At 34.3% G+C, this 23,623-nt stretch carries 26 protein-coding genes and 1 tRNA gene; 13 read left to right on the top strand and 14 right to left on the bottom strand.

The features are described 5' to 3' along the window. The first annotated feature begins 8 nt into the window (after positions 1-8). Positions 9-1,217: a 2-oxoglutarate dehydrogenase complex dihydrolipoyllysine-residue succinyltransferase gene (gene odhB, locus A6I66_RS02360; protein WP_067145144.1), complete on the top strand. Its 1,209-nt coding sequence runs from the start codon at positions 9-11 to the stop codon at positions 1,215-1,217. Between the two features lie 482 nt (positions 1,218-1,699). Here the strand turns inward: odhB and A6I66_RS02355 are convergent, their stop codons facing one another. Both A6I66_RS02355 and A6I66_RS02350 read right to left on the bottom strand, forming a co-directional pair. After that, positions 1,700-2,344, bottom strand: a complete 645-nt coding sequence (locus A6I66_RS02355) for a response regulator (RefSeq protein WP_067145142.1) — start codon at positions 2,342-2,344, stop codon at positions 1,700-1,702. A 9-nt stretch (positions 2,345-2,353) separates the two neighbouring features. Next, positions 2,354-2,797 carry a retropepsin-like aspartic protease gene (locus A6I66_RS02350; protein ID WP_067145140.1) on the bottom strand — a complete coding sequence of 148 codons (444 nt, stop codon included), beginning with the start codon at positions 2,795-2,797 and terminating at the stop codon, positions 2,354-2,356. 84 nt (positions 2,798-2,881) lie between these two features. Here A6I66_RS02350 and A6I66_RS02345 point away from each other — a divergent pair, with 84 nt between their 5' ends. The 9 genes from A6I66_RS02345 (at position 2,882) to A6I66_RS02305 (ending at position 8,663) form a co-directional block, all read left to right on the top strand. After that, complete coding sequence (locus tag A6I66_RS02345; RefSeq protein ID WP_067145139.1) at positions 2,882-3,649, top strand: TatD family hydrolase; 768 nt, start codon at positions 2,882-2,884, stop codon at positions 3,647-3,649. Positions 3,650-3,652: 3 nt separating this feature from the next. Beyond that, positions 3,653-4,684, top strand: a complete 1,032-nt coding sequence (locus A6I66_RS02340; protein ID WP_067145137.1) for an asparaginase — start codon at positions 3,653-3,655, stop codon at positions 4,682-4,684. A 73-nt stretch (positions 4,685-4,757) separates the two neighbouring features. Continuing rightward, positions 4,758-4,845, top strand: a tRNA-Ser gene (locus tag A6I66_RS02335). Between the two features lie 75 nt (positions 4,846-4,920). Beyond that, on the top strand, positions 4,921-5,691 hold the full coding sequence (locus A6I66_RS02330) for a MotA/TolQ/ExbB proton channel family protein (protein ID WP_067145135.1): 771 nt from the start codon (positions 4,921-4,923) through the stop codon (positions 5,689-5,691). A 27-nt stretch (positions 5,692-5,718) separates the two neighbouring features. Continuing rightward, on the top strand, positions 5,719-6,150 hold the full coding sequence (locus A6I66_RS02325; RefSeq protein WP_067145133.1) for a hypothetical protein: 432 nt from the start codon (positions 5,719-5,721) through the stop codon (positions 6,148-6,150). Between the two features lie 4 nt (positions 6,151-6,154). Continuing rightward, positions 6,155-6,742, top strand: coding sequence for an ExbD/TolR family protein (locus tag A6I66_RS02320; RefSeq protein ID WP_067145131.1), 588 nt, complete (start codon positions 6,155-6,157; stop codon positions 6,740-6,742). Positions 6,743-6,765: 23 nt separating this feature from the next. Beyond that, on the top strand, positions 6,766-7,242 hold the full coding sequence (locus A6I66_RS02315) for an ExbD/TolR family protein (protein WP_067145129.1): 477 nt from the start codon (positions 6,766-6,768) through the stop codon (positions 7,240-7,242). A gap of 102 nt (positions 7,243-7,344) precedes the next feature. Continuing rightward, entirely contained in the window at positions 7,345-8,034 is a 690-nt protein-coding gene (locus A6I66_RS02310; protein WP_067145127.1) for a porin family protein, read from the top strand. Positions 8,035-8,069: 35 nt separating this feature from the next. Next, positions 8,070-8,663: a hypothetical protein gene (locus tag A6I66_RS02305; protein WP_067145125.1), complete on the top strand. Its 594-nt coding sequence runs from the start codon at positions 8,070-8,072 to the stop codon at positions 8,661-8,663. 157 nt (positions 8,664-8,820) lie between these two features. Here the strand turns inward: A6I66_RS02305 and A6I66_RS02300 are convergent, their stop codons facing one another. Continuing rightward, a complete protein-coding gene (locus A6I66_RS02300) occupies positions 8,821-9,255 on the bottom strand; it encodes a cupin domain-containing protein (RefSeq protein WP_067145123.1) in 435 nt (144 codons plus the stop codon). 72 nt (positions 9,256-9,327) lie between these two features. Between A6I66_RS02300 and A6I66_RS02295 the strand changes: the two genes are divergently transcribed. From A6I66_RS02295 to A6I66_RS02285, 3 genes are all read left to right on the top strand, one after another. Further along, positions 9,328-9,924, top strand: coding sequence for a TetR/AcrR family transcriptional regulator (locus A6I66_RS02295; protein WP_067145121.1), 597 nt, complete (start codon positions 9,328-9,330; stop codon positions 9,922-9,924). Positions 9,925-10,172: 248 nt separating this feature from the next. Beyond that, complete coding sequence (locus tag A6I66_RS02290) at positions 10,173-10,631, top strand: YybH family protein (protein WP_169815701.1); 459 nt, start codon at positions 10,173-10,175, stop codon at positions 10,629-10,631. 218 nt (positions 10,632-10,849) lie between these two features. Then, on the top strand, positions 10,850-11,386 hold the full coding sequence (locus tag A6I66_RS02285) for a hypothetical protein (protein ID WP_067145117.1): 537 nt from the start codon (positions 10,850-10,852) through the stop codon (positions 11,384-11,386). A 159-nt stretch (positions 11,387-11,545) separates the two neighbouring features. Here the strand turns inward: A6I66_RS02285 and A6I66_RS02280 are convergent, their stop codons facing one another. From A6I66_RS02280 to rplM, 11 genes are all read right to left on the bottom strand, one after another. Beyond that, positions 11,546-12,151 carry a hypothetical protein gene (locus tag A6I66_RS02280; RefSeq protein WP_067145116.1) on the bottom strand — a complete coding sequence of 202 codons (606 nt, stop codon included), beginning with the start codon at positions 12,149-12,151 and terminating at the stop codon, positions 11,546-11,548. After that, on the bottom strand, positions 12,151-13,611 hold the full coding sequence (gene rpoN / locus A6I66_RS02275; protein WP_067145114.1) for an RNA polymerase factor sigma-54: 1,461 nt from the start codon (positions 13,609-13,611) through the stop codon (positions 12,151-12,153). The genes A6I66_RS02280 and rpoN overlap by 1 nt, the downstream gene beginning before the upstream one ends. Positions 13,612-13,843: 232 nt before the next feature. Beyond that, the gene (asnS, locus tag A6I66_RS02270) at positions 13,844-15,277 is read right to left on the bottom strand and encodes an asparagine--tRNA ligase (protein ID WP_067145616.1); all 1,434 of its coding nucleotides are present in this window, start codon (positions 15,275-15,277) and stop codon (positions 13,844-13,846) included. A 125-nt stretch (positions 15,278-15,402) separates the two neighbouring features. After that, on the bottom strand, positions 15,403-17,811 hold the full coding sequence (locus A6I66_RS02265; protein ID WP_067145112.1) for an efflux RND transporter permease subunit: 2,409 nt from the start codon (positions 17,809-17,811) through the stop codon (positions 15,403-15,405). A 46-nt stretch (positions 17,812-17,857) separates the two neighbouring features. Further along, positions 17,858-19,108, bottom strand: a complete 1,251-nt coding sequence (locus tag A6I66_RS02260) for a hypothetical protein (protein WP_245683417.1) — start codon at positions 19,106-19,108, stop codon at positions 17,858-17,860. Positions 19,109-19,188: 80 nt separating this feature from the next. Further along, positions 19,189-19,746, bottom strand: a complete 558-nt coding sequence (gene frr / locus A6I66_RS02255; RefSeq protein WP_067145109.1) for a ribosome recycling factor — start codon at positions 19,744-19,746, stop codon at positions 19,189-19,191. Between the two features lie 38 nt (positions 19,747-19,784). Beyond that, positions 19,785-20,492 carry a UMP kinase gene (pyrH, locus tag A6I66_RS02250; RefSeq protein WP_067145107.1) on the bottom strand — a complete coding sequence of 236 codons (708 nt, stop codon included), beginning with the start codon at positions 20,490-20,492 and terminating at the stop codon, positions 19,785-19,787. A 182-nt stretch (positions 20,493-20,674) separates the two neighbouring features. Then, positions 20,675-21,649 carry a translation elongation factor Ts gene (tsf, locus tag A6I66_RS02245; RefSeq protein WP_067145105.1) on the bottom strand — a complete coding sequence of 325 codons (975 nt, stop codon included), beginning with the start codon at positions 21,647-21,649 and terminating at the stop codon, positions 20,675-20,677. A gap of 85 nt (positions 21,650-21,734) precedes the next feature. After that, positions 21,735-22,505, bottom strand: coding sequence for a 30S ribosomal protein S2 (gene rpsB, locus A6I66_RS02240; RefSeq protein WP_067145104.1), 771 nt, complete (start codon positions 22,503-22,505; stop codon positions 21,735-21,737). 239 nt (positions 22,506-22,744) lie between these two features. Beyond that, on the bottom strand, positions 22,745-23,131 hold the full coding sequence (rpsI, locus tag A6I66_RS02235) for a 30S ribosomal protein S9 (protein ID WP_067145102.1): 387 nt from the start codon (positions 23,129-23,131) through the stop codon (positions 22,745-22,747). Then, positions 23,132-23,587, bottom strand: a complete 456-nt coding sequence (rplM, locus tag A6I66_RS02230) for a 50S ribosomal protein L13 (protein WP_067145100.1) — start codon at positions 23,585-23,587, stop codon at positions 23,132-23,134. Positions 23,588-23,623: the final 36 nt, after the last annotated feature.

The following is a 23,623-nucleotide window of genomic DNA, read 5'->3' as shown; positions in this document are numbered from 1 at the left end:
TATAAAAAATGATTTTAGAAATGAAAGTCCCTTCACCAGGGGAATCTATTACAGAAGTTGAAATTGCAACATGGCTTGTTGAAGATGGAGATTACGTAGAAAAAGATCAAGCTATTGCTGAAGTGGATAGTGATAAAGCAACCCTAGAATTACCTGCTGAAGTTAGCGGAATAATTACGCTTAAAGCGGAAGAAGGTGATGCTGTAGAAGTAGGCGCCGTGGTTTGTTTAATCGATACCAGTGCTGAAAAACCTGAAGGTGACGCTCCTGCAAAGGAAGAAAAGAAAGAAGAAGCTCCAGCTGCTGAAGCTCCAAAAGCGACTCCTGAAGCTAAAACTTATGCAACGGGTAGCGCAAGCCCTGCTGCTAAGAAAATATTAGCCGAAAAAGGTATTGAAGCATCTGCTGTTTCTGGATCAGGTAAAGATGGTCGTGTTACTAAAGACGATGCGATTAATGCCGTACCTTCTATGGGAACACCAACAGGAGGATCAAGAACAAGCACGACTAGTAAAATGTCGATGCTAAGAAGAAAAGTAGCAGAGCGTTTAGTTGAAGCAAAAAATACAACAGCTATGTTAACGACTTTCAACGAAGTTGATATGTCGCCAATTTTTGCTTTACGTTCAGAGTATAAAGATACTTTTAAATCTAAACACGGTGTTGGATTAGGATTTATGAGCTTCTTTACATTAGCTGTAGTGAGAGCATTAAAAATGTATCCTGCAGTAAACTCAATGATTAGTGGTAAAGAAATGCTTTCTTTCGATTTTTGCGATATTAGTATTGCAGTATCAGGACCTAAAGGATTAATGGTTCCTGTTATTAGAAATGCTGAAAATTTAAGTTTTAGAGGTGTTGAAGCCGAAGTAAAGCGTTTAGCATTACGTGCAAGAGACGGTCAAATTACTGTTGATGAAATGACTGGTGGTACTTTTACCATTACCAATGGTGGTGTGTTTGGAAGTATGTTATCTACGCCTATTATCAACCCTCCTCAAAGTGGAATTTTAGGTATGCATAACATTGTTGAAAGACCTGTAGCTATCGATGGTAAAGTTGAAATTAGACCAATCATGTACGTGGCACTATCTTACGACCACAGAATTATTGATGGAAAAGAAAGTGTTGGATTCCTTGTTGCTGTTAAAGAAGCTTTAGAGAACCCTACTGAAATTCTAATGGATAACGATATTAAAAAGGCTTTAGAATTATAAGCCAATAGATAATATAAAAAATAAAAAAGGGCGCTGAATTTATTTCAGCGCCCTTTTTTATTTTTTAGTTGATAATAGCATTAAATGAAAAACACGTAAATGTTTATACTGAGAATAAAAACAATAAGGAGTGTTAGACCTATTGTACAGTACCTGTTGAATGTGTTATTTTCCATGAGAGTATTGTTTTTAGTTTTAAGAGGATTTCTTAATAAACCCTGCACTGTTTCCAGTGCAGAGTGTTAAAAAAAATTCTCTCTCAAAAGAATTAATAGCAATACGAAGATAGTAGCTTATATCTTAATAGCAAATACGCAGTTCTACGTAATTTTAAGAAATCATTGTGATTTACTTAAGAAAATTCACATAAAACACACTGAATTGTAGGGTTTTAGCTTTATTTAATTAATGATTTTACAAGAGAAAGCGTAAAAGCATTAGGTTTTCTCTTGTTAAATTTAAAAATTAAATTTACTGTATTGTTAAAGTTTGAAGAGTAATCTTTTATTTATTAAAGCCCAGATGGCTAGTGATGTTGGTCTGTTATTAATCTCTAATTTTTTTACAATATTACTTCTGTGTTTTTCTACCGTTCTAACAGAAATAGATAAGTGCTCGGCGATTTCGTGACTTGACTTATGCTTTGAAATCAGTTTTACTATTTTTAATTCCGATTTAGTTAACTGGCGCATAGCATCAGTTGGCTGGTTATCTATGTGATCGGGATCTAAATAAGCATCAATTTCCTGACTAAAGTAAGTGTTACCTTGTTTAAGTTGCTCAATGCATTCTTCAATTTGTTCTATGGCTAATTCTTTTAGAATATAACCCTGTACTTTATATTCAAGCGCTTGATTGAAGTATTTTTCATTAATATGTAACGTAAGCAAAACCACTTTCGTAGGTAAGGCATTTTTTAAACAGAGTTCTGCAACTTCAAGTCCCGACATTACTGGCATATTAATATCCAATATGGCGACTTCAGGCTTGTGTTTTACAATTTGGTTGTATGCCGTTTGCCCATCACTAGAACTTCCTAAAATTGGATAACCTTCTGTGGTTAAGAAATCTAGTAGTCCACGTAAAATTAGGGGGTGGTCATCCGCAATTACAATAGAACTTTTCATATTTTGCTATTAACTCAGCTTTAAATATAAGTATTTCTTTTCGTAGTCTATTACAGCTTTCCCTTTTTTTAAAATATCGGCCCCTATAATACCATCTACAGGTTTGGAATTGTGATTAATTAAAGCAGCATTCACATGATTGAGGTTGAATAAAACTAATACAACCTTATTACTGGACCATTTTCCTATCTTTATTTTGTTCTTTTTAGACAGTTTGGTTTCCATATCAGTGGCACCTGCACCAGCAGCTTTAATTAAGGAATCCTCAGCGTTTAGTTTAAAGGATTTAATGGCTTCAAAACCAACACAGGAATTCGAAGCTCCGGTGTCTAAAATAAAAAGTCCTTTTTTCCCATTTATGGAGGCCTTAATTTCAAAATGATTTGTTTTAGTAAGGTGTAGTTTTATCTTAGAATACCCTTTATCAGTAAGAAATTGTTGCAGCGTTTCCATATCATCATGTTTTATACAAATATAATCATGTAAAAACGATTATTTTTGCCAAAAGCCATAACCCTTTAATTTAAAATTTTGCCTTTGATTATTACAGACACACACACCCATTTATATAGTGAAGCTTTTGATGACGACCGTGAGGAGATGATTACCCGAGCAATAGAGCAAGGGGTTTCAAGATTTTTCATTCCAGCCATAGATTCTACATATACTCAATCGATGCTGGAATTAGAAACCCGTTTCCCTGAAAATGTATTCTTAATGATGGGTTTACATCCTACACATGTTAAGGAAGATTATAAGGCCGAACTTCAACATGTAGAAGACATGCTAGAAAAACGGTCCTTTTATGCTGTTGGTGAAATAGGAATTGACTTATACTGGGATAAATCTACATTACATATTCAGAAGGAAGCATTCGTCTATCAAATCCGCTTAGCGAAAAAATATAAATTGCCCATTGTAATTCATTGCCGTGAAGCCTTTGATGAAATTTTTGAAGTTCTTGAAAGTGAGAAGTCCGATGATTTATTTGGTATATTTCATTGTTTTACCGGAAATTTGGAACAGGCACATCAAGCCATTTCTTACAATATGAAACTAGGGGTCGGCGGGGTAGTCACTTTTAAAAATGGTAAAATAGATCAGTTTCTAAATAATATTGACCTTAAACATATTGTTTTAGAAACAGATGCGCCCTATCTAGCACCAGTACCGTACCGCGGAAAACGGAACGAAAGTTTATATATACTAAAGGTTTTAGAGAGGTTGTCTGCGATATATGGTAAATCCATAGAGGAAATTGCAGAAATAACCACAAAGAATTCGGTAGAAGTCTTTAATAAATAGGATATGAAAAGTTCGAAAGTAAAAATATTACTCATTTATACAGGTGGAACCATTGGGATGGTTAAGGATTTTAAAACCGGGGCCTTAAAATCATTCGATTTTAAAACCTTACTCGATCAAATCCCAGAATTAAAACTTTTGGACTGTGATATCGATACGGTGTCTTTTGAAGAACCTATTGATTCTAGTAACATGAACATCGATTCTTGGGTTCAAATCGCAGAACTTATAGAAGATCAATATGATGATTTCGATGGTTTTGTTGTACTTCATGGTAGTGATACCATGAGTTATAGTGCTTCAGCTTTAAGTTTTATGTTGGAAAACCTGGGAAAACCTGTGGTGTTTACCGGCTCACAATTGCCAATTGGAGACTTACGAACCGATGCCAAAGAAAATTTAATAACCTCTATTCAGGTGGCTTCATTGCAAACTAAAGGTAAGCCTGATATTCAGGAGGTGTGTTTATACTTTGAATATAAATTATATCGCGCTAATAGAACAACGAAATTAAATGCTGAAGATTTTCAAGCTTTTTCGTCATTTAACTATCATGATTTGGCCGAATCGGGGGTGCATCTTAAGGTGAATTACGAGTATTTGTTTAAACCCAATACACGTAAAAAACTTAAAGTTCATAAAAAACTAGACAATAATATAGCTCTAATAAAGGTATATCCCGGTATTACCGAAGCTGTAATTCAAAGTATATTTCAAACTCCAAACCTAAAAGCAGTTATTATAGAATCATATGGTGCTGGAAATTGCACCACCGAATCTTGGTTTTTAAATATTTTAACAGAAAATATTTCAAAAGGTATTCATATAATAAATATTACACAGTGTGTAGGAGGAAGTGTTATGATGGGGCATTATGAAACGAGTAGTGCTTTAAAAAACATAGGCGTTATCTCTGGAAAAGACATTACCACCGAAGCAGCTCTAGGAAAATTAATGTTTTTACTAGGGCAAGAAATACCTGGTAATCGGTTCAAAACCATGTATGAAACGCCTTTACGCGGAGAATTGTCTTAAAATTAACCTTCAAAATTTTAGGGTTCAAAGAATTTTTTGTTATTTCATCCCCGAAAAAAAATAAGCATACAATAGAGAGGTGGCCGAGTGGTCGAAGGCGCACGCCTGGAAAGTGTGTATACCTCAAAAGGGTATCGAGGGTTCGAATCCCTTCCTCTCTGCTGTGATTTTTTGCAGTTTAATTGCTTTTTTTTTTTATCTTTAACCCTTTAACTAATAAAATTAAGATCTAGAACATGAAAAGATTATTTTCTATCCTTGCCATAACAGGAATGATGGTATTTGGAACTGCTAATGCAACTACAATTGCAAGTACAACTACTACGACAACAGTAGCAACAACTATTACACAAGATGACGCTGCGCCTGCTGAAACTTTAGGGTTTCACCAAGAATTAAAAAAGAGATTTATTGAAGGTGGTCCTGGATTTATGGGGATCGTATTATTATGTTTAATTCTAGGTTTAGCAATTGCTATTGAGAGAATTATCTTTTTAAACCTTTCTACTACAAATACAAAAAAATTAACTCAAGATGTTGAGGACGCATTAGCATCAGGTGGTGTTGAAGCAGCTAAAGAAGTTTGTAGAAACACAAAAGGACCTGTAGCATCTATCTACTACCAAGGTTTAGATAGAACTGATGAAGGTCTTGATGCTGCTGAAAAAGCTGTTGTAGCTTACGGTGGTGTACAAATGGGACAGTTAGAAAAGAATGTATCTTGGATATCTTTATTTATCGCTCTTGCACCAATGCTTGGTTTCATGGGTACGGTAATCGGTATGATTCAAGCCTTTGATAAAATTGAAGCAGCTGGTGATATGCAACCTTCTCTTGTAGCTGGTGGTATTAAAGTAGCACTTTTAACAACAGTATTTGGTCTTGTAGTAGCGATTATACTTCAAATTTTTTACAATTACATTATTGCTAAGATCGATAGTATCGTTAACAACATGGAAGATGCTTCTATTACGTTAATGGATCTATTAATCAGACACAAAAAGTAAGAGTAACAAATTTAAAAGACTAAAATTATGGGTTTACATAAAGTATTAAAAATAGTGGCTTTCGCTCTTGCTATTATTGGTGCCATTTTCGCACTAATGATTATGGCAGGTGACGATGAGACTGCTTTAAGTATGAGTGGAAACATGCTGTATATTGCCTACATCGTATTAGGTATCGTATTGTTGCTTGTACTATTGTTTGTAATTAAAGGTCTGTTTGCTGGTAATATTAAAAAGACAATCATGACTGTTGGTGCTTTTGCATTGATTATTGTGATTTCTTACGGAATATCTTCTGGAACAGATTTAAACTTAAAACCTTTTACAGATAAAGGTTTAGATATCACTGAAGCAACATCTAAAAATGTTGGAGCTGGATTGTATGCATTTTACATCCTTGCAGCTTTAGCTATTGGATCAATGCTTTACGGAGGAGCGAAAAAATTATTTAATAAATAAAATTATGGCGAAAAGAGCATCACCAGAAGTAAATGCAGGCTCTATGGCCGATATCGCGTTCTTACTATTAATATTTTTCTTAGTAACAACAACTATTGAAACAGATTCAGGTATTAACCGTAAACTTCCTCCAATGGAAGAATCTGATGTGGATGTTGTTATCAAGCAAAAAAACATCTTTACCGTTTTATTAAATGGTAAAGACCAATTGCTTGTTGAAGATGAACTTATGGAGCTTAAAGATTTAAGACAAGCTGCTAAGGAATTTTTAGATAATGGCGGTGATAGAACATGCGACTACTGTTCAGGAAAAAAGGATCCAGCTTCATCTGATAACCCAGATAAAGCTATTATTTCGCTTAAGAATGAACGTGAGACTACTTATAAAACGTATATAGCTGTACAAAATGAATTGGTAGCAGCGTATAACGAATTAAGAGATTCTAGGGCGCAATCATTATATGGGAAATCATTTAAGGAAATGGAAGCCAACTATAATGACGTTAACTGGCCTGGGAATAAAGAAAAGTTAAAGGAACAAATTGAGCAAATTAAGCTTGATTATCCTCAAAAACTTTCAGAAGTTCAATAGAATAAAAATAACGTTTAAACTATATGTCTAAATTTAAAAAGAAAAAAGACGGAGGCGTACCTGCAGTAAACACAGCAGCTTTACCTGATATTGTATTTATGTTATTATTCTTCTTTATGGTGGCCACTGTAATGAGGCAAAACACTTTAATGATTGAGAATAATTTACCATTTGCAGATCAAGTAGAAAAGCTGGACAAAAAAGATTTGGTTATGTATATTTATGCAGGAAAACCAAGCGAAAATTACAAGCAATACGGTACAGAAGCTAAAATTCAGTTAAATGATAAGTTCGCCGATGTTAAAGAAATTGCTGCTTTTATTGCTGCAGAACGAGCTTCTAAAAGAGAAGAATTAATTCCTTTTTTAACCACTGCTTTAAAAGTAGATAAAGGTGCTAACATGGGATTAATTAGTGATATTAAACAAGAACTACGTAAGGTTAATGCCCTTAAAATAAATTACACAACCAAAAAAGGTAGTGTATTTGGAAGAGATTAATTTACATTCTTAATTTTATAATAAAAGGCGTTTTGATTTTCTCAAAACGCCTTTCATTTTTTAATACCTTTAATGTTTTAATTTTAAACCGATTCTGATTTAATGAAGTACTTGGTCTTTACATTATTTCTTCTTCATAGTTTCTTCCTATGCACGGCACAGGACATCGCAACCGTGGAAGTCGATTCGCTTTATAAGGAAGACCATTTTTATGCAGGAATTACTTACAATTTGATTGTTAAAAGACCAGAGGGACTCTCTCAAAATGGCTTTTCTTGGAGTTTGAGTCTAGGCTATATTAAAGATATGCCCATAAATAAAGCAAGAAATAAAGCTTTCGGTATTGGATTAGGCTACGCTGCCGATTCATACAATCAAAATTTATTAGTTCGTGAGGATGATGGGAGTTTTGTATATGAAGTTATTGATGGTGATAGTTCCTTTTCTAAAAATAAATTTACTTTTCACCTTATCGAATTGCCTATAGAGTATCGTTGGAGGACTTCTACACCTACCGAATCTGCTTTTTGGAGAATCTACACGGGGTTTAAATTAGGTTACGTAATAAGCGATATCTCTAGTTATAAAGGTGATCTGGGAAGTTTTCGATATACAAATAATCCCGACTTCAATAGCTTTCAATATGGCCTAACTTTAAGTGTGGGTTATAATACATGGAATTTACATGTTAATTATCTTCTTAATCCCTTATTTTCCGATTCCGCAAAGCTTGATGGTGAAACCATAGATATGAGTATCATTAAAATGGGACTTATATTTTATATTCTGTAGATGGCAAACATTAGAAAAACAGAACAAGAAACAGAATGAATACAATCAAATCTTTATTGGAAACACCTGAAAGTTGGTTGCTTAGTATAGTGTTCGCAATTATTGGCTACTTTACTAAAACTCTCGTAGATATTTATCTAAACAAATCAAAAAAAAGAGTTGAATTACAACAATTATACTGGAAAGAGAAAATTGAATCTGCAAAAAAAGCATCTGAATTTTATTTGTATCAAATCGGATTTTTTAGCTTGACTGCGGACAAATATGAAATGATTGAAGAAGACCGAAAAGGAGCTGAAGAATTAGTCAAAAGTACTGAAGAATTAATTTCAAGTTACCAAAAGAGATTAATAGAATTTCCGCATTTTGAACATTATCACATAAATTTATTTTATGATTTTAACGAATCCAAAACAAAGCAAATAATAAAAGAAAATTACGAATCTATACAGAGTATTCATTCGGTAAATTTTCTGGAAAATGATGACAATTCAGAGTTTAAAAGAAAATTTGGAGTTTTGAAAAGTAATTTCGGAATTTTAAAAAAGAATAATAGAGAGTTAATCAGCATTTATCAAGGCTATTTGAAAATCATTAGAGATGACATAAAAACATTACCTTATAAATAAATAACGATTTGCCAACACCGTGTATAATTCATTGCTAGTACAAGATTACTTACGAAAATCCTCGCGAATTTTCTATTCGGTTTGTATTTGCTAAATTAGTTGCTGAAACACGCAACGAAATCATACACAAACACGTTGGCAACAAGCTGATAAAAAACTACACTTTAATTATCATATCATAATCGCCCGCTGTTTTTATTACCTCTTGAATAATTTCGGGTGCTACTGACTTTTCTTGAGCGTTTTGGTCGTTAACAGAAACCCCTAATGTTTCAAAAAAGTTGCGGAACCCTTTCGGGCTATGAATGTTTACCCATTTACAAGGCTGATTGGACTTGTTATTGAATGTATGCAATGTTTCAGGTGGAATATCTATAGATTCACCTGCTTTACAAACTTTTATTTCACCGCTAACCATAAATTCCATTTCGCCTTCTACCACCAAAAACACCTCTTTAAAAGAATGGTGTAAATGTGGCGGCGGCCCTTGTACCATTGCGGGTGTTTCACCCATCATTAAATCGTAATCCCCTGTTGTTTCATAAGGTGTTACTTTGTGTCCAAGCACCCATTTTGTTGTATTGTTATTCATTTTATGAGATATTTGTCTCACAAACATAAAATGTATTTTTGACTTTTACAAATTTTATAAGATATTTGTCTCATGAAAAATGAATATTTAAAAAAAGGAAGAGTTAAGCAAAAACAAGAAACTCGGGAAAAAATACTATGCAGCGCCCAAGAGCTTATGAATTATGGTGAAAAATTCACACTTGAAGACGTGGCAGAAAAAGTAGGGGTTTCAAGGGCAACGATATATCGATATTACTCAAATATTGACATATTATCTGCCGAAGCAGGAATAGACATCAATACAAAAAAACCGATAACGATATATGAGAATTTACAGGGTTTGAAAATAAAGGATAAAATTTTGGGCGTACAAGAATATTATAATAATCTTGCTCTTGACAACGAAAATGCATTTAGGGCTTACTTAAGTATTGTACTTACTTCGAATTCTCAACTTACCAAAAGAGGAGCAAGAAGGAGTAAAACGCTTAAAATGGTGTTGGATGAAACTAACCTAAAAAAAACGGAAATCAAAAATCTTAAAAATTTATTTACTGTTTTAATGGGTATTGAACCGCTTATTGTTTCAAAAGATGTTTGCGGATTAAACAATGATGAATCTAAAGAACTACTAAAATGGGGAATGGAACTTCTTCTAAAGGGAATTTCAATTGACGAAAGTAAATAGCCAGTTGCCAACAACGTCTATAGCTAATTGCTATTTAGTTGATTAATCAAAGTTAAGGCAAACTTGGAAAGGCGCCAAATTTTTAAATTTGACGATTTCCAATAAAAAATAAATAGTAAAATTTAAAAATCAGGCTTGTGGCTCAACCGAAAAATAATCGCTAATTTTCATGCAACGAAACCATAGCCAAACTGTTGTACAACTTATAATAGAGAAAACTTATGAGAAAAATAATTTCAATTATTGCAGTGACAGTTTTATTGTTTTCATGTAATGAGAATAAAAAAGAGTCTAACACCATTGACATTGATGAAATAAGTCAAACAAAAATTGAACAAGAAGTTTGGAAAGCGATTGAAGGTCGTTTTGTATCTTGGAAAGACAATGATTTCGAAACTTATATGGCTTATCATCATCCAGATTGGAAGAAATGGGAGTCAAAAAAAAATGAATTGACTACAAAGGAAGGGATAGCGAAGTTTTGGGAAATTATGAAGGAGGAAGAACAGTGTTTAGAAATGAAGGTTACTCCTGTAGAAATTCAAATATTAGATGATGGTAAATCAGCTATTGCCCATTATACACATACTGAAACATTCACTTATTATGGTGAGGATATGCCCGATGGACCAACAAAGGGGAATACCTTTATAGGTACTTTAAGATGGAGTGATTTTATGGTCAAAAAAGATGAAAATGGCTTGTAATTGGTGGGCATCGAGACATGAGTATGCCTGAAGGAGGATTAATTCAAGTTGATAACTGAAAAGAAATCCGCAGTACGACATTGTTTGTAAATTACTGGACAAGACTTGGTTAAAATAAAAGTAAGTGTGTTAGACAAACATATTAGCGGTTTAGCAGTGAAGTGATTCGAAATGCACAATGCTTCATACACAGGAGATCGTTATAATATATTTTGAGAATGAAGAACATCTTAACAATTTTACTGTTTTCGATTTTAGCTTTTAGTTGCTCAAAAAATGATTTTGAAAACACAAAGCTCTACTGGGAGCTTGATAAGGAAACGTATCAGTCTACTGACAATTTTGAATTGATCATTAGAGTTTACCCAACTGAGGCAGAAAAAACTATTCGATTTTATAAAGACTTAAATAATATTGAGATTTCATTTGTGCCAAATGTAGAAGAATTTAAATCCCGAGAGGAATTAAAAAAACGATTCATTGAAGGTCCACCTATATTCGGAGACGACAGCGAATATATTAACGAATATACCATTTCAAAGGAAAAACCATTTGAAAAAATATTTTTGGGAACTATATCTGAATCGATAGACGACATTGTATTTGAAATACCTGAGTTGAACATAAAGAACAAAATAGAAAAATTCTTCATACAGAAAAACCCAAATATTTTAATAAAAGGAAAGTGCAGTACAGTTTATGGAGGAAAGGACAAACCTTTTATGTCAAAGGAAATAAAAATAATATTGGAATAAAAATATACTACAAAAGGGTGTGTAATTTATACCTTGTTTGAGCTTACTTACCGATATTCATGCGTAATTTTCTAAACAAATTTTTTTTCTAGATTGATTGCATACACAGACAACTAAACACTTGATTATTGCTCTTTAGATAAACAATATTTCAATTTTTTACAGCCAATAGGGCACAAGTATCAATTGAGGAATAAAGCCTATAAAAGCGCCTATTACGAGTTCTATGGCATTATGAGCTTTATAGTGAAGTCTGGAAGTGGCTACAGCGCCAATTATTAAGGCCATTAAAGCTAAAGTGCCGTTTATATTAATGCTGTAATGAATGCTAAGGGCAACAAAATACATGGCTAAGCCATTTACTCCAATCATGTGAATACTTGCCTTAAATCCGAACATAGCTAAGCACAGGCAGGCCATATTTGAAATGAGAATACCCACAAAGAAAAAGTAAATCTCAATGGATTGATTGGGTGTTGTAATTCTTTTTATCACCAAAAGTAGAATGATACAATTCAGCATTAAAGGTAATACCCTTTGCCTGGCTGTTTCTAAACGAATACTGTTGACACGCCCTGTAATTTTTAGTAATAAATACAGTAAAATAGGCAATATAACAGTTAAAATAAATAAGGAAATTAATTTCGCTGAAATAATATCAAAAGGAATAAACCGTGGTGATTTAGCAAAATAAAACGCTACACCAGCAATAGGCATTAACAGCGGATGAAAAATATACGAAATACTCTTTAGTAATTTATCCATTATATTTTTTTACGTAATCGCGCTACAGGAATGTCTAATTGTTCTCTATACTTGGCAACGGTTCTTCTTGCGATTGGATATCCTTTGTCTTTCAGAATTGACGCTAGAGTTTCGTCGGTTAATGGCTTTTTCTTATTTTCTTCTTCAATAACAGTTTCAAGAATTTTTTTGATTTCTCGCGTTGAAACATCTTCACCTTGATCATTTTTCATCGATTCCGAAAAGAATTCTTTGATCAGTTTGGTGCCATAAGGAGTATCGACATATTTACTATTGGCAACGCGTGATACGGTCGAGACATCCATAGAAATTTCGTCAGCAATATCCTTTAGGATCATGGGTTTCAAATTGCGTTCATCTCCAGTTAGAAAATAATCTTTTTGATAATGCATAATCGCACTCATCGTAACAAACAGGGTTTGCTGGCGTTGTTTAATGGCTTCAATAAACCATTTTGCGGCATCTAATTTTTGTTTGATGAACATCACCGCATCTTTTTGCGATTTAGACTTCTCTTTAGAGTCTTTATAACCCTTAAGCATGTTGTTATATTCTCTAGAGACATGAAGTTCGGGAGCATTTCTTCCGTTAAGAGACAATTCTAATTCACCATCTACAATTTTAATGGCAAAATCTGGAACGACGTGCTCTACAATACGATTATTTCCTGCGTACGATCCGCCTGGTTTCGGATTTAAATGCTCGATTTCGGTGATGGCTCCTTTAAGTTGCTCTTCGGTAATATTAAATTTTTGAATCAATTTTTTGTAATGCTTCTTAGTAAATTGATCAAAAGCTTTATCAATAATGGCAATAGCCAAATCGGTATCTTCGGTTTTATTTTTTCGGTGTAATTGAATGCTTAAACACTCTTGTAAATTGCGTGCCCCAACACCAGCAGGGTCTAATTGGTGTACAATTTTAAGCACTTTTAATATGGCTTCTTCACTGGTGTAAACATTTTGAGTGAAGGCCAAATCGTCCATGATATCACTTATTTCACGGCGTATGTAACCACTTTCATCGACACTACCGACTAAAAATTCAGCAATATCGCGTTCTTCGTCGGTTAATCTATAAGTGTTTAACTGGTTAATTAAATATTGAGTAAACGATGTTCCAGCAGCATAAGGCATGGTTTTTTCTTCATCATCACTACTGTAATTATTAGCCTGGGTTCTGTATTCAGGAATCTCGTCGTCACTTAAATATTCGTCAACATTAATGTCATCAGTATTGATGGATTCGTTGTCGTTATATTCTTCAGATGAATTATCAAATTCGGAGTCTAAGTCGTTTAAGGCTTCTTCTTTACCACCCTCTAAGGCAGGGTTTTCTTCTAACTCTTGCTTTAAACGCTGTTCAAAAGCTTGCGTAGGCAGCTGTATCAATTTCATTAATTGAATTTGCTGCGGCGACAGTTTTTGAGATAATTTAAATTGTAAATGTTGTTTAAGCATGATTTGAAATTACATTAACCAAAAATAATTAAAATCGCTTAATAAGTGGAATAGATCGTATGCTTTCTTCTATTAGGGGCAAGCTATTTCTAATGAGAAGTATAAATCCCATGACTTACAGCTTGTTGCTAGCATGGGATATTTAGGCTACCTAGAATATTAATGGTCTAAGTTATTTGATATGTATGTTTTTAAAAGATACTGCTAGTATGTTTTGAACTAGAAAAATGCTTTAAAATTCTGCATTTTGAGGCGTTCTAGGGAAAGGAATAACATCTCTAATATTACTCATACCTGTGGCAAACATGACTAAACGTTCGAATCCGAGTCCAAAGCCAGAATGAACAGCGGTTCCAAATTTACGTAAATCTAAATACCACCAAAGTTCTTCTTCAGGGATGTCTATAGCGGCCATCTTTTCTTTTAAAATGTCTAGACGCTCTTCACGTTGTGCACCACCAACTATTTCACCAATTCCTGGGAATAGAATGTCCATGGCTCTAACGGTTTTACCATCGTCGTTTAAACGCATGTAAAAGGCTTTGATGTTCGCTGGGTAGTCAAATAAAATTACTGGGCATTTAAAGTGCTTCTCAACAAGGTAACGTTCGTGCTCACTTTGTAAATCGGTACCCCACTCGTTAATAAGGTATTTAAATTTCTTTTTCTTATTGGGCTTACAATTGCGAAGAATATCAATAGCTTCGGTATAACTAACACGTTTAAAATGGTTGTCGGTAACAAAGTTTAATTTTTCAATTAGAGACATGTCGCTACGTTCAGCCTGTGGTTTCTTTTTGTCTTCATCCTGTAAACGTTGATCTAAAAACTCTAAATCTTCACGATTGTGTTCTAAGATGTATTTAATCACCGATTTCATAAAGTCTTCGGCCAAATCCATGTTACCAGCTAAATCCATAAAGGCAACTTCGGGTTCAATCATCCAAAATTCTGCCAAGTGGCGTGATGTATTTGAATTTTCAGCTCTAAATGTAGGGCCAAAAGTGTAAACTTTACCTAAAGACATCGCATAGGTTTCAGCTTCTAACTGTCCGGAAACCGTTAAATTGGTTTCCTTTCCGAAGAAATCTTTAGTATAATCCACTTTGCCTTCTTCTGTTAAAGGCGGATTTTTTGGGTCTAAACTTGATACTTTAAACATTTCACCGGCGCCTTCAGCATCACTTCCAGTAATAATTGGTGAATGCATGTAGTAAAAACCATGTTCATTAAAGTACTTATGAATGGCAAATGAAAGTGACGATCTTAAACGCATTACGGCACTAAAAGTATTGGTTCTAGTACGTAAATGGGCATTTTCTCTTAAAAATTCGAAAGAGTGTTTTTTAGGTTGAATTGGATAAGTTTCTGGATCGGAATCTCCTAAAATTTCAAGGCTTGCGACTTGAATTTCTACACTTTGACCTTTACCTTGACTTTCTACTAATTCACCTTTTATATGAATGGCAGCTCCCGTAGTGACACGTTTTAGAGTAGCTTCATCAAACTTTTCGAAATCTACTACACATTGTATATTATTTATGGTAGAACCATCATTTAAAGCAATAAAACGGTTTGCTCTAAAAGTTCTTACCCATCCTTTTATTTCCACTTCTGGGATTACCGTATTTTGTGTTAATAAATCTGAAATGGTTTTTAGTTGCATAGGTTTAAGTTTTGAACTGTAAATATAAAGCATTATATCATTAAAATTGAAATAATAAAACTAAAAAGTGATATTGAATTTCTAAATATAAGCAGTAAAAGGTGCTAAATTGTAATCGGTGAGTTTTAGTAATTCTGTGTATTTTTATCGTTATCCTCCTTAGGAATCACATCGATCGCTGGTTTTTTAAATTCCTTTTTGTTTGCAATGCTACGTTCTAAAGACAGTAATAAAGATGGTAAAAGCAGCAGATTGGCCAACATGGCAAATAGTAAGGTTGCCGAAACTAAAGCACCCAAGGCTACAGTACCTCCAAAGCTAGATATGGTAAACACAGAAAATCCAAAGAAAAGTACGATAGAGGTATAAAACATACTCACACCTGTTTCGCGTAGTGCCCCGTAAACCGATACTTTAATTTTCCATTTATTAGCTTGTAACTCTTGACGGTATTTTGCTAAAAAGTGAATGGTGTCATCGACCGATATGCCGAATGCAATACTAAACACTAAAATGGTTGATGGTTTTAAAGGCACGCCCAAATATCCCATCAGTCCAGCGGTGATAACTAGGGGTAGGAGGTTAGGGATTAAAGAAATAATAATCATCTTCCCTGATCGAAACATAAAAGCCATAAATAAAGCAATTAATACAATGGCTAGTGAGAGTGAAATGACTAAGTTTTTTACCAAGTATTTTGTCCCTTTTTGGAAAACTAACGCTTTTCCAGTCATGGTGACATTATAGCGCTCTTTAGGAAAAGTTTTATCAATTTTAGTTTGTAGGTTTTCCTCGATACGTTCCATCTTATCAGTGCCAATATCCTTCATGAAAGTGGTGATACGTGCATATTGACCAGTAGAATCAACGAAGTTTTTTAATAGATCGATATCCGAATTTGATGTCGAATTTTTAGCATAAGAAAGTATGAAACTATTTTCTTGAGCTGTAGGTAATTGATAGTATTTAGGATTTCCGTTATAGTAAGCTTGCTTCGAATATTTTACTAACCCAACTACCGAAATAGGTTTCGATAATTCTGGTACATCAATAATCAGTTCTTCTAAGTCGTTAATGCGTTTTAAGGTAGAACGTTTCATGACACCTTTTTTACGTTTGGTATCAATCATGATTTCAACAGGCATAATACCATTGAATTCTTGTTCAAAGAAACGGATGTCTTTAACAAACTCAGATTTTTGAGGCATGTCTTCAATAAGACTCCCTGAAATTTTAATTTGGTAAACACCAATAATACTGGCTATAAGTAAAACAAGAGACGTGATATAAATGGTAATACGGCGGTGTTTTACCATGCGTTCCATCCAATCTACAAAACCACCAATCCAGCGTCTATTAAGGTGTTCTAAATGGCGGTCTTTCGGGAATGGTAAAAATGTGTATATAATTGGGATGATAAGTAAACATAGCATAAAAATGGCTAGAATACTCAAAGAAGCTACAATACCAAATTCTTTTAAAAGCTTGCTTTCGGTGAGTATAAAAGTTGCAAAACCAGAAGCGGTAGTCACATTGGTCATTAACGTGGCGTTACCAACTTTTGTAATAACGCGTTGTAATGATTTTACTTTGTTGCCATGAAGATTAACTTCATGCTGATATTTATTTATAAGGAAGATACAGTTAGGTATCCCAATGACAATAATAAGTGGCGGAATTAAAGCGGTTAAAACCGTTATTTCATATTCTAGGAAACCCAAAATACCAAAGGTCCACATCACACCTATACAAACAACAATTATGGAAATAAGCGTGGCTCTAAACGATCTGAAAAAGAAGAAGAATATGAGCGAGGTAACTAATAAGGCTGCTACAAGAAAGAGTCCTATTTCATCAATAATATTTTGCGCGTTCAGGGTTCTTATATAAGGCATTCCTGAAGCATGAACGTGTAAGTTTTGCGCCTCTTCAAATGCTTTCACCTTAGGAATGAAATCGTTGAGAATATAATTTTTACGGGCAGCCGTGTTTACAATGTCTTTCTTTAAATAAATGGCAGACCTAATGGTTTTGGTCTCTTTGTTGAATAAAAAACCATCGTAAAAAGGATATTTTTCAAATAAATCCGATTGCAGCTTTTCAATTTCTGCTACGGAACTTACCGAATCTTTAATGAAAGGCTCTAGTTTGAATTTTTCGTGTTCGCTATCTTTTACAAGTTTTTGAAGATCTTTAATAGATAGTACCGATTCAACTTCTGGAGCTGATTTAAATGAGGTGGTTAAATTGTTCCAAGCATTTAACTTTTCAACCGTAAAAAGACTTGGATCTTTAACACCAAGAATAATAAGATTACCTTCTTCACCAAAGGTTTCTAAGAATTTATTGTATGCTAAATTAACTTCATGATCATCTGGTAGTAGATTGGCCTCGGTATTGGTGAAGCGCATGTTTTTCCAATTCAAACTTAAAAGGAAAGTCGCTACGATAATACAAATGAGTATTATTATTTTATTTCGTAAAATGAGTCTAGCGACTGCGTCCCAAAAATCTTCGGTAAATAGTTTAAGCATGCGTTAATTTAATGAGGGCAAAGGTAGAAAAAAGGAGCATAATACCTTATAATGAGACGTTAAATGTGAATTTAAAAGCAATGTTGTCGCTAAAGGTAGGAAGGTAATAGGCCCCATACCTGTAGGTGAAACTTAAACCAAAGCCGTAAAGCAGTTTGTTGATTTCAAATCCAGATTCGGTATAGCCGTAATTTAAAGTGTCGAAAGTAACGTCTTGGTGTCGGTCTATGTTGTCCATATCGCCTAATGCATAACGCGTTATTAATACAACCTGAGGCCTAAATCGTTCTGTGACATGAAAGGGTTTAATGAAATATTTTAATTGAAACGTAAAAAACTTATCTGAAAAGAACTCATTAAAATACATGGTTTCAAAACTATTTAAACCTGCTATGGAAAAGCGTTCAAGGATTTTTTCTTTTCTAATATTATTAGGGTAGGCATGGTATAAATGGGTAAGCGGGGTGTCGCCGATAGCCATTCCCGAAACGAAAATGATTTGTGCAAAATGACTTTTTTTCTGACCCAGCTCAAAAATGGTTCGAAAATCTAACTTGGTAAAATCAAAATCACCTTTAAACACATCGTGATAACTTTTGGTATATTGAAATGAAAACTTTGGAAAGCCCGATTTTACTTCTTGTGTTCCTAAAGGGGTCTCCTTAAATTTACTAAATGGGCTCCATTGAAATCCTATAATGGCCGTGCTTAAATTATATGTAGTATAAAGCTGATCGTCTAGGGCGTAGGCATAATCGTAAGTAGGGTCGATGTCACTCACAGCAAATTCAACTTTACTCAATAAGTGATTAGTTATTTGATGTTCGAAGGTTAAAGATTTACTAATGTACTTATAAAATAAATCGATGTTAAGCAAACGGGGTTCAAAAAATTGAAAGACACGATCGTCGGTAATATATTTTGTGCTTCCTGTTTCTTGAAGGTCGTCGGTATAAGCAAAGTTTAACCAGGTGTTCGATTTTTTAATTAGGCGCATACCGCCGCCAATACTAAATTTAAAGCGGTGATCTCTAAATCCATAAACACCATAACTATTTAGGCGGTATTTTTCTGAAAACTTGTCATTAGTGACACCTCCAATACCTGTTCTAATACCTTCAAATTGATTAAATTTTATAAGGTATCTTAAATCAAAATTGAAATATTTGGTTGGGAAATAACCCGTACCAATACTTTTTAGGAGTAAATGCTTTTTTAATGTGTCTTTTGAAGTTTTTTGTGGTTGCTCGGTAAATGATTGTGCTTCCACAAAGGTAGAGCAGAATAGGAGTAACAATAAAAACGTACATTTTTTTAGCATTAGGGCCGACTGAAAATAAGGATTTAAAAAAAGCGACAATACTGTCGCTTTTCATATTATACGGTCATGATTTCTTTTTCTTTATTCTCGAAGACCTCGTCAACTTTTTTAACGTATTTATCGGTTAATTGTTGTACATCTATTTCGGCATTCTTTTTTAAATCTTCCGAAATGTCATCGTTTTTCTTAAGATCGTTATTGGCTTCTTTACGCGCCGATCTAATACTCACTTTAGCATCTTCAGCTTCAGCTTTAGCTTGTTTAGCTAAATCTTTACGACGCTCTTCCGTTAATGGTGGTACGTTTATAATAATGGTTTCACCATTATTCATCGGATTAAATCCAAGATTAGAATAAGCGATGCCGCGTTCTATTTCTTGCAGCATGTTTTTTTCCCATGGTTGTACTGTAATGGTTCTTCCATCTGGCGTATTTACGTTGGCTACTTGGCTTAATGGTGTTTGTGAACCGTAGTAATCAACCATAACACTACCTAACATCGCAGGACTTGCTTTTCCTGCTCTAATGTTTACAAATTGTTTTTCTAAGTGAGTAATGGCATTTTCCATTGCCTCTTTAGTACTGTCTAATATAAATTTAATGTCTTCGTCCATGATTTTAAATGCTTGTATTAAATCAAAAAAAGTAAGTCTTATATGTTAACAACGGTTCCAATATTTTCTCCAGAAACGACTTTTAGTAAGTTGCCTATGGTATTCATATCGAAAACAATAATTGGTAATTCGTTTTCTTGGCTTAAGGTAAAGGCTGTTGTATCCATAACTTTAAGGCCTTTACGTAACACATCATCAAAAGTAATGCTGTTAAACTTAACGGCTGTTTTATCTTTTTCAGGATCTGCATTGTAAATACCATCTACACGTGTTCCTTTTAAAATAACATCCGCTTCAATTTCGATAGCTCTTAAAACGGCTGCAGAATCGGTTGTAAAATAAGGATTCCCTGTACCACCTCCAAAAATAACAACGCGTCCTTTTTCAAGGTGACGAATGGCTTTTCTACGAATAAACGGTTCGGCAACCTCGTTAATTTTGATGGCCGATTGTAATCGTGTTGGAATGTCTACATCTTCTAAAGCACCTTGTAAAGCCAAGCCATTAATTACTGTGGCTAACATTCCCATATGGTCACCTTGTACACGATCCATACCTTTACTTGCTCCAGCAACACCTCTAAATATATTACCTCCACCAATTACAATGGCAACTTCTACACCTTTGTCGGTAATGGTTTTAATGTCTTGAGCATATTCTGCTAAACGATCTGGGTCGATGCCGTATTGGCGATTTCCCATTAAGGCTTCACCTGAGAGTTTTAGGAGTATTCTTTTGTATTTCATGGAATGGATTAATCTGTTAAAGGTTCTCGCTTTCGCGGAAATTAAAGTTTAGCAAAACTACATAAAATTTTTATTTTTTTGAATTTATATGAATTTAGAATTTAGTTATAAAAAAAACCACCACTCTAAATTTTAGAGTGGTGGTTTGTATTTAAGAGATTCCTGTTTTCACAGGAATTAAATTAACCTACAGAAGCACGTTTAAATCCAGCGATGGCAACTTCACCGTAAGAAGAAACATATTCTGCTACAGTTTTCTTTTCATCTTTAATGAATTTTTGATCTAATAAACACTGCTCTTGATCTAAAGTTGTGTTATCAGAGATAAAACGTTGCATTTTACCTGGTAAGATGTTACCCCAAATTTTCTCTGGTTTCCCTTCAGCAGCTAACTCAGCTTTAGCAGCTTCTTCAGCAGCAGCAAGAACTTCAGGAGTTAATTGTTGCATAGAGATGTACTGAGGTACATTTTTAAGAGTTTTTCCTAAACGACCTAATTCGATATTATCTTTTTCGATAACTGCGATTCTAGCTTCAGTTTCAGAAGCTACATAAGCAGGATCAAAATCTTTGTAAGATAATGAAGTTGCTCCCATAGAAGCTACTTGCATAGCTACATCTTTAACTAAAGTTTCAGCGTTATCAACTTTTGCAGTTAAACCTACTAAAGCAGCAATTTTGTTAATATGTACGTAAGCACCAACATAAGCAGCTTCTAATTTTTCAAAAGAAGTGATGTCTAGTTTTTCACCAATAACACCAGTTTGCTCAACTAATTTGTCTGCAACAGTCATGCCTCCAAAATCGGCAGCTAAAAATTCTTCTTTAGAAGTTGTATTTAAAGCGATATCAGCTAATTGGTTTGCTAACGCTAAAAAGTTTTCGTTTTTACCAACAAAATCAGTTTCACAACCTAAAACAATAGCAACACCAGCAGTTTGGTCTGCATTAATTTTAGCTACAGCAGCACCTTCAGAAGAATCTCTGTCGGCTCTTTTTTCTGCTACTTTTTGTCCTTTTTTACGTAATACTTCGATTGCTTTATCAAAGTTACCTTCAGCTTCAACTAAAGCTTTTTTGCAGTCCATCATTCCTGCACCAGTTGCTTGTCTTAATTTGTTAACTTCAGCCGCTGTTACTTTTACTGTAGTACTCATAGTGATTATAATTTAAAAAAGTCGTTCAATACATTTTCTGTAAAGAAAAGAACTAAACGACTTATTTGTGTTGTGTAAATGTTATTTATTCTTCTTCTTCAGCAGTTGCTTTAGCTTTAGGTGCTGCTTTAGCTTTAGGAGCATCGTCCTTAGCTGAAGCATCTTTCTCTGCTTTGCGTTCTGCTAAACCTTCTGCGATTGCAGATGATACGTGAGATAAAATTTTATCTATCGATTTAGAAGCGTCATCATTTGCAGGAATTACATAATCAACTTGACGTGGGTCAGAGTTGGTATCAACCATTGCAAAAATTGGAATGTTTAATTTTTGAGCTTCTTTAATCGCGATATGCTCACGCTTAATATCAACAACAAATAAAGCACCTGGTAAACGCGTCATATCGGTAATAGAACCTAAGTTTTTCTCTAACTTAGCTCTTAAACGATCAACTTGTAAACGCTCTTTTTTAGATAAAGTCATGAAAGTACCGTCTTTCTTCATTCTATCGATAGAAGCCATTTTCTTAACAGCTTTTCTAATAGTTACGAAGTTAGTTAACATACCACCTGGCCATCTTTCAGTGATGTAAGGCATGTTAATGTCTCCAGCTTTTTCAGCTACGATATCTTTAGCTTGCTTTTTTGTTGCAACGAATAAAATTTTACGACCAGATGCTGCAATTTTAGCAAGTGCTGCACCAGCTTCTTCAATTTTAGCCGCTGTTTTGTATAGGTTAATAATGTGGATGCCGTTACGCTCCATGTATACGTAAGGTGCCATGTTTGGATCCCACTTACGTGTAAGGTGTCCAAAGTGTACACCTGCTTCAAGTAATTCTTTTACTTCTACTGCCATTTTTGTAATAGTTTACGTTCTTTTAAATTAGCAATGTTCCGTTCGGTTTTTGGCTGTTAAGCTTCGGCCTTTGGCTTCATTTAGATGCTAAACTTTCAATTCTGAATTCGATTCAGAATCTTTTTAAATTAAATCGATACTCTGAAAATTTCAGAGTGTTTATTTTGAATATGGATGTAAACCTATAAAGGTGTTGAAACATGTTCAAAAGATGCTGAACCAAGTTCAGCATGAGCATATTAACGTTTCGAGAATTGGAATTTCTTACGCGCTTTCTTCTGACCGAATTTCTTACGCTCTACCATTCTTGGATCTCTAGTTAATAAACCTTCTGGCTTAAGTGTTAATCTGTTCTCAGCATCAACCTCACACATAGCGCGAGAAATTGCTAAACGAACAGCTTCTGCTTGTCCAGTAATACCACCTCCATATACATTTACTGTAATATCAAAGTTGCTGTCATTGTTAGTCAAAACTAAAGGCTGCTTTACTTTGTACTGTAACGTAGCTGTAGTAAAGTAGTTAGTTAAGTCTTTTTTGTTAATCGTAATGTTACCGCTTCCCGCAGAAACATAAGCACGAGCAACAGCCGTCTTTCTACGGCCGATTTTGTGAATTACTTCCATTTACTTGAATTCGTTTAAGTTAATTGTTTTTGGCTTTTGTGCTGCATGAGCATGTTCTGAACCAACAACAACTGTTAGATTACGGAATAAATTTGCACCTAATTTGTTTTTAGGTAACATTCCTTTAACTGATTTCTCTACTACTCTTGCAGGATCTTTTCCGTACAATTCTGTAGCAGTTAAACTTCTTTGACCACCTGGGTATCCTGTGTGACGAATGTACGTTTTGTCGTTCCATTTGTTACCAGATAACGTGATTTTTTCAGCATTGATAATGATTACATTATCTCCGCAATCCACGTGAGGTGTGAAGTTAGGCTTGTGTTTACCTCTTAAAAGTTTTGCAACTTTAGAAGCTAAACGTCCAAGCGCTTGACCTTCAGCATCAACAACTACCCACTGCTTATCTGCAGTAGCTTTGTTTGCTGAAATCGTTTTGTAGCTTAATGTGTCCACACTAATTATTTTTAATTATTAAACATTCCTCTCTTA

It is taken from the genome of Pseudotamlana agarivorans, from assembly GCF_001642835.1.
In the GTDB taxonomy this organism is placed as follows: Bacteria; Bacteroidota; Bacteroidia; order Flavobacteriales; family Flavobacteriaceae; genus Pseudotamlana; species Pseudotamlana agarivorans.
Note: the sequence above shows the minus strand (reverse complement) of the source record. Positions and strands in the feature narration are given on the sequence as shown.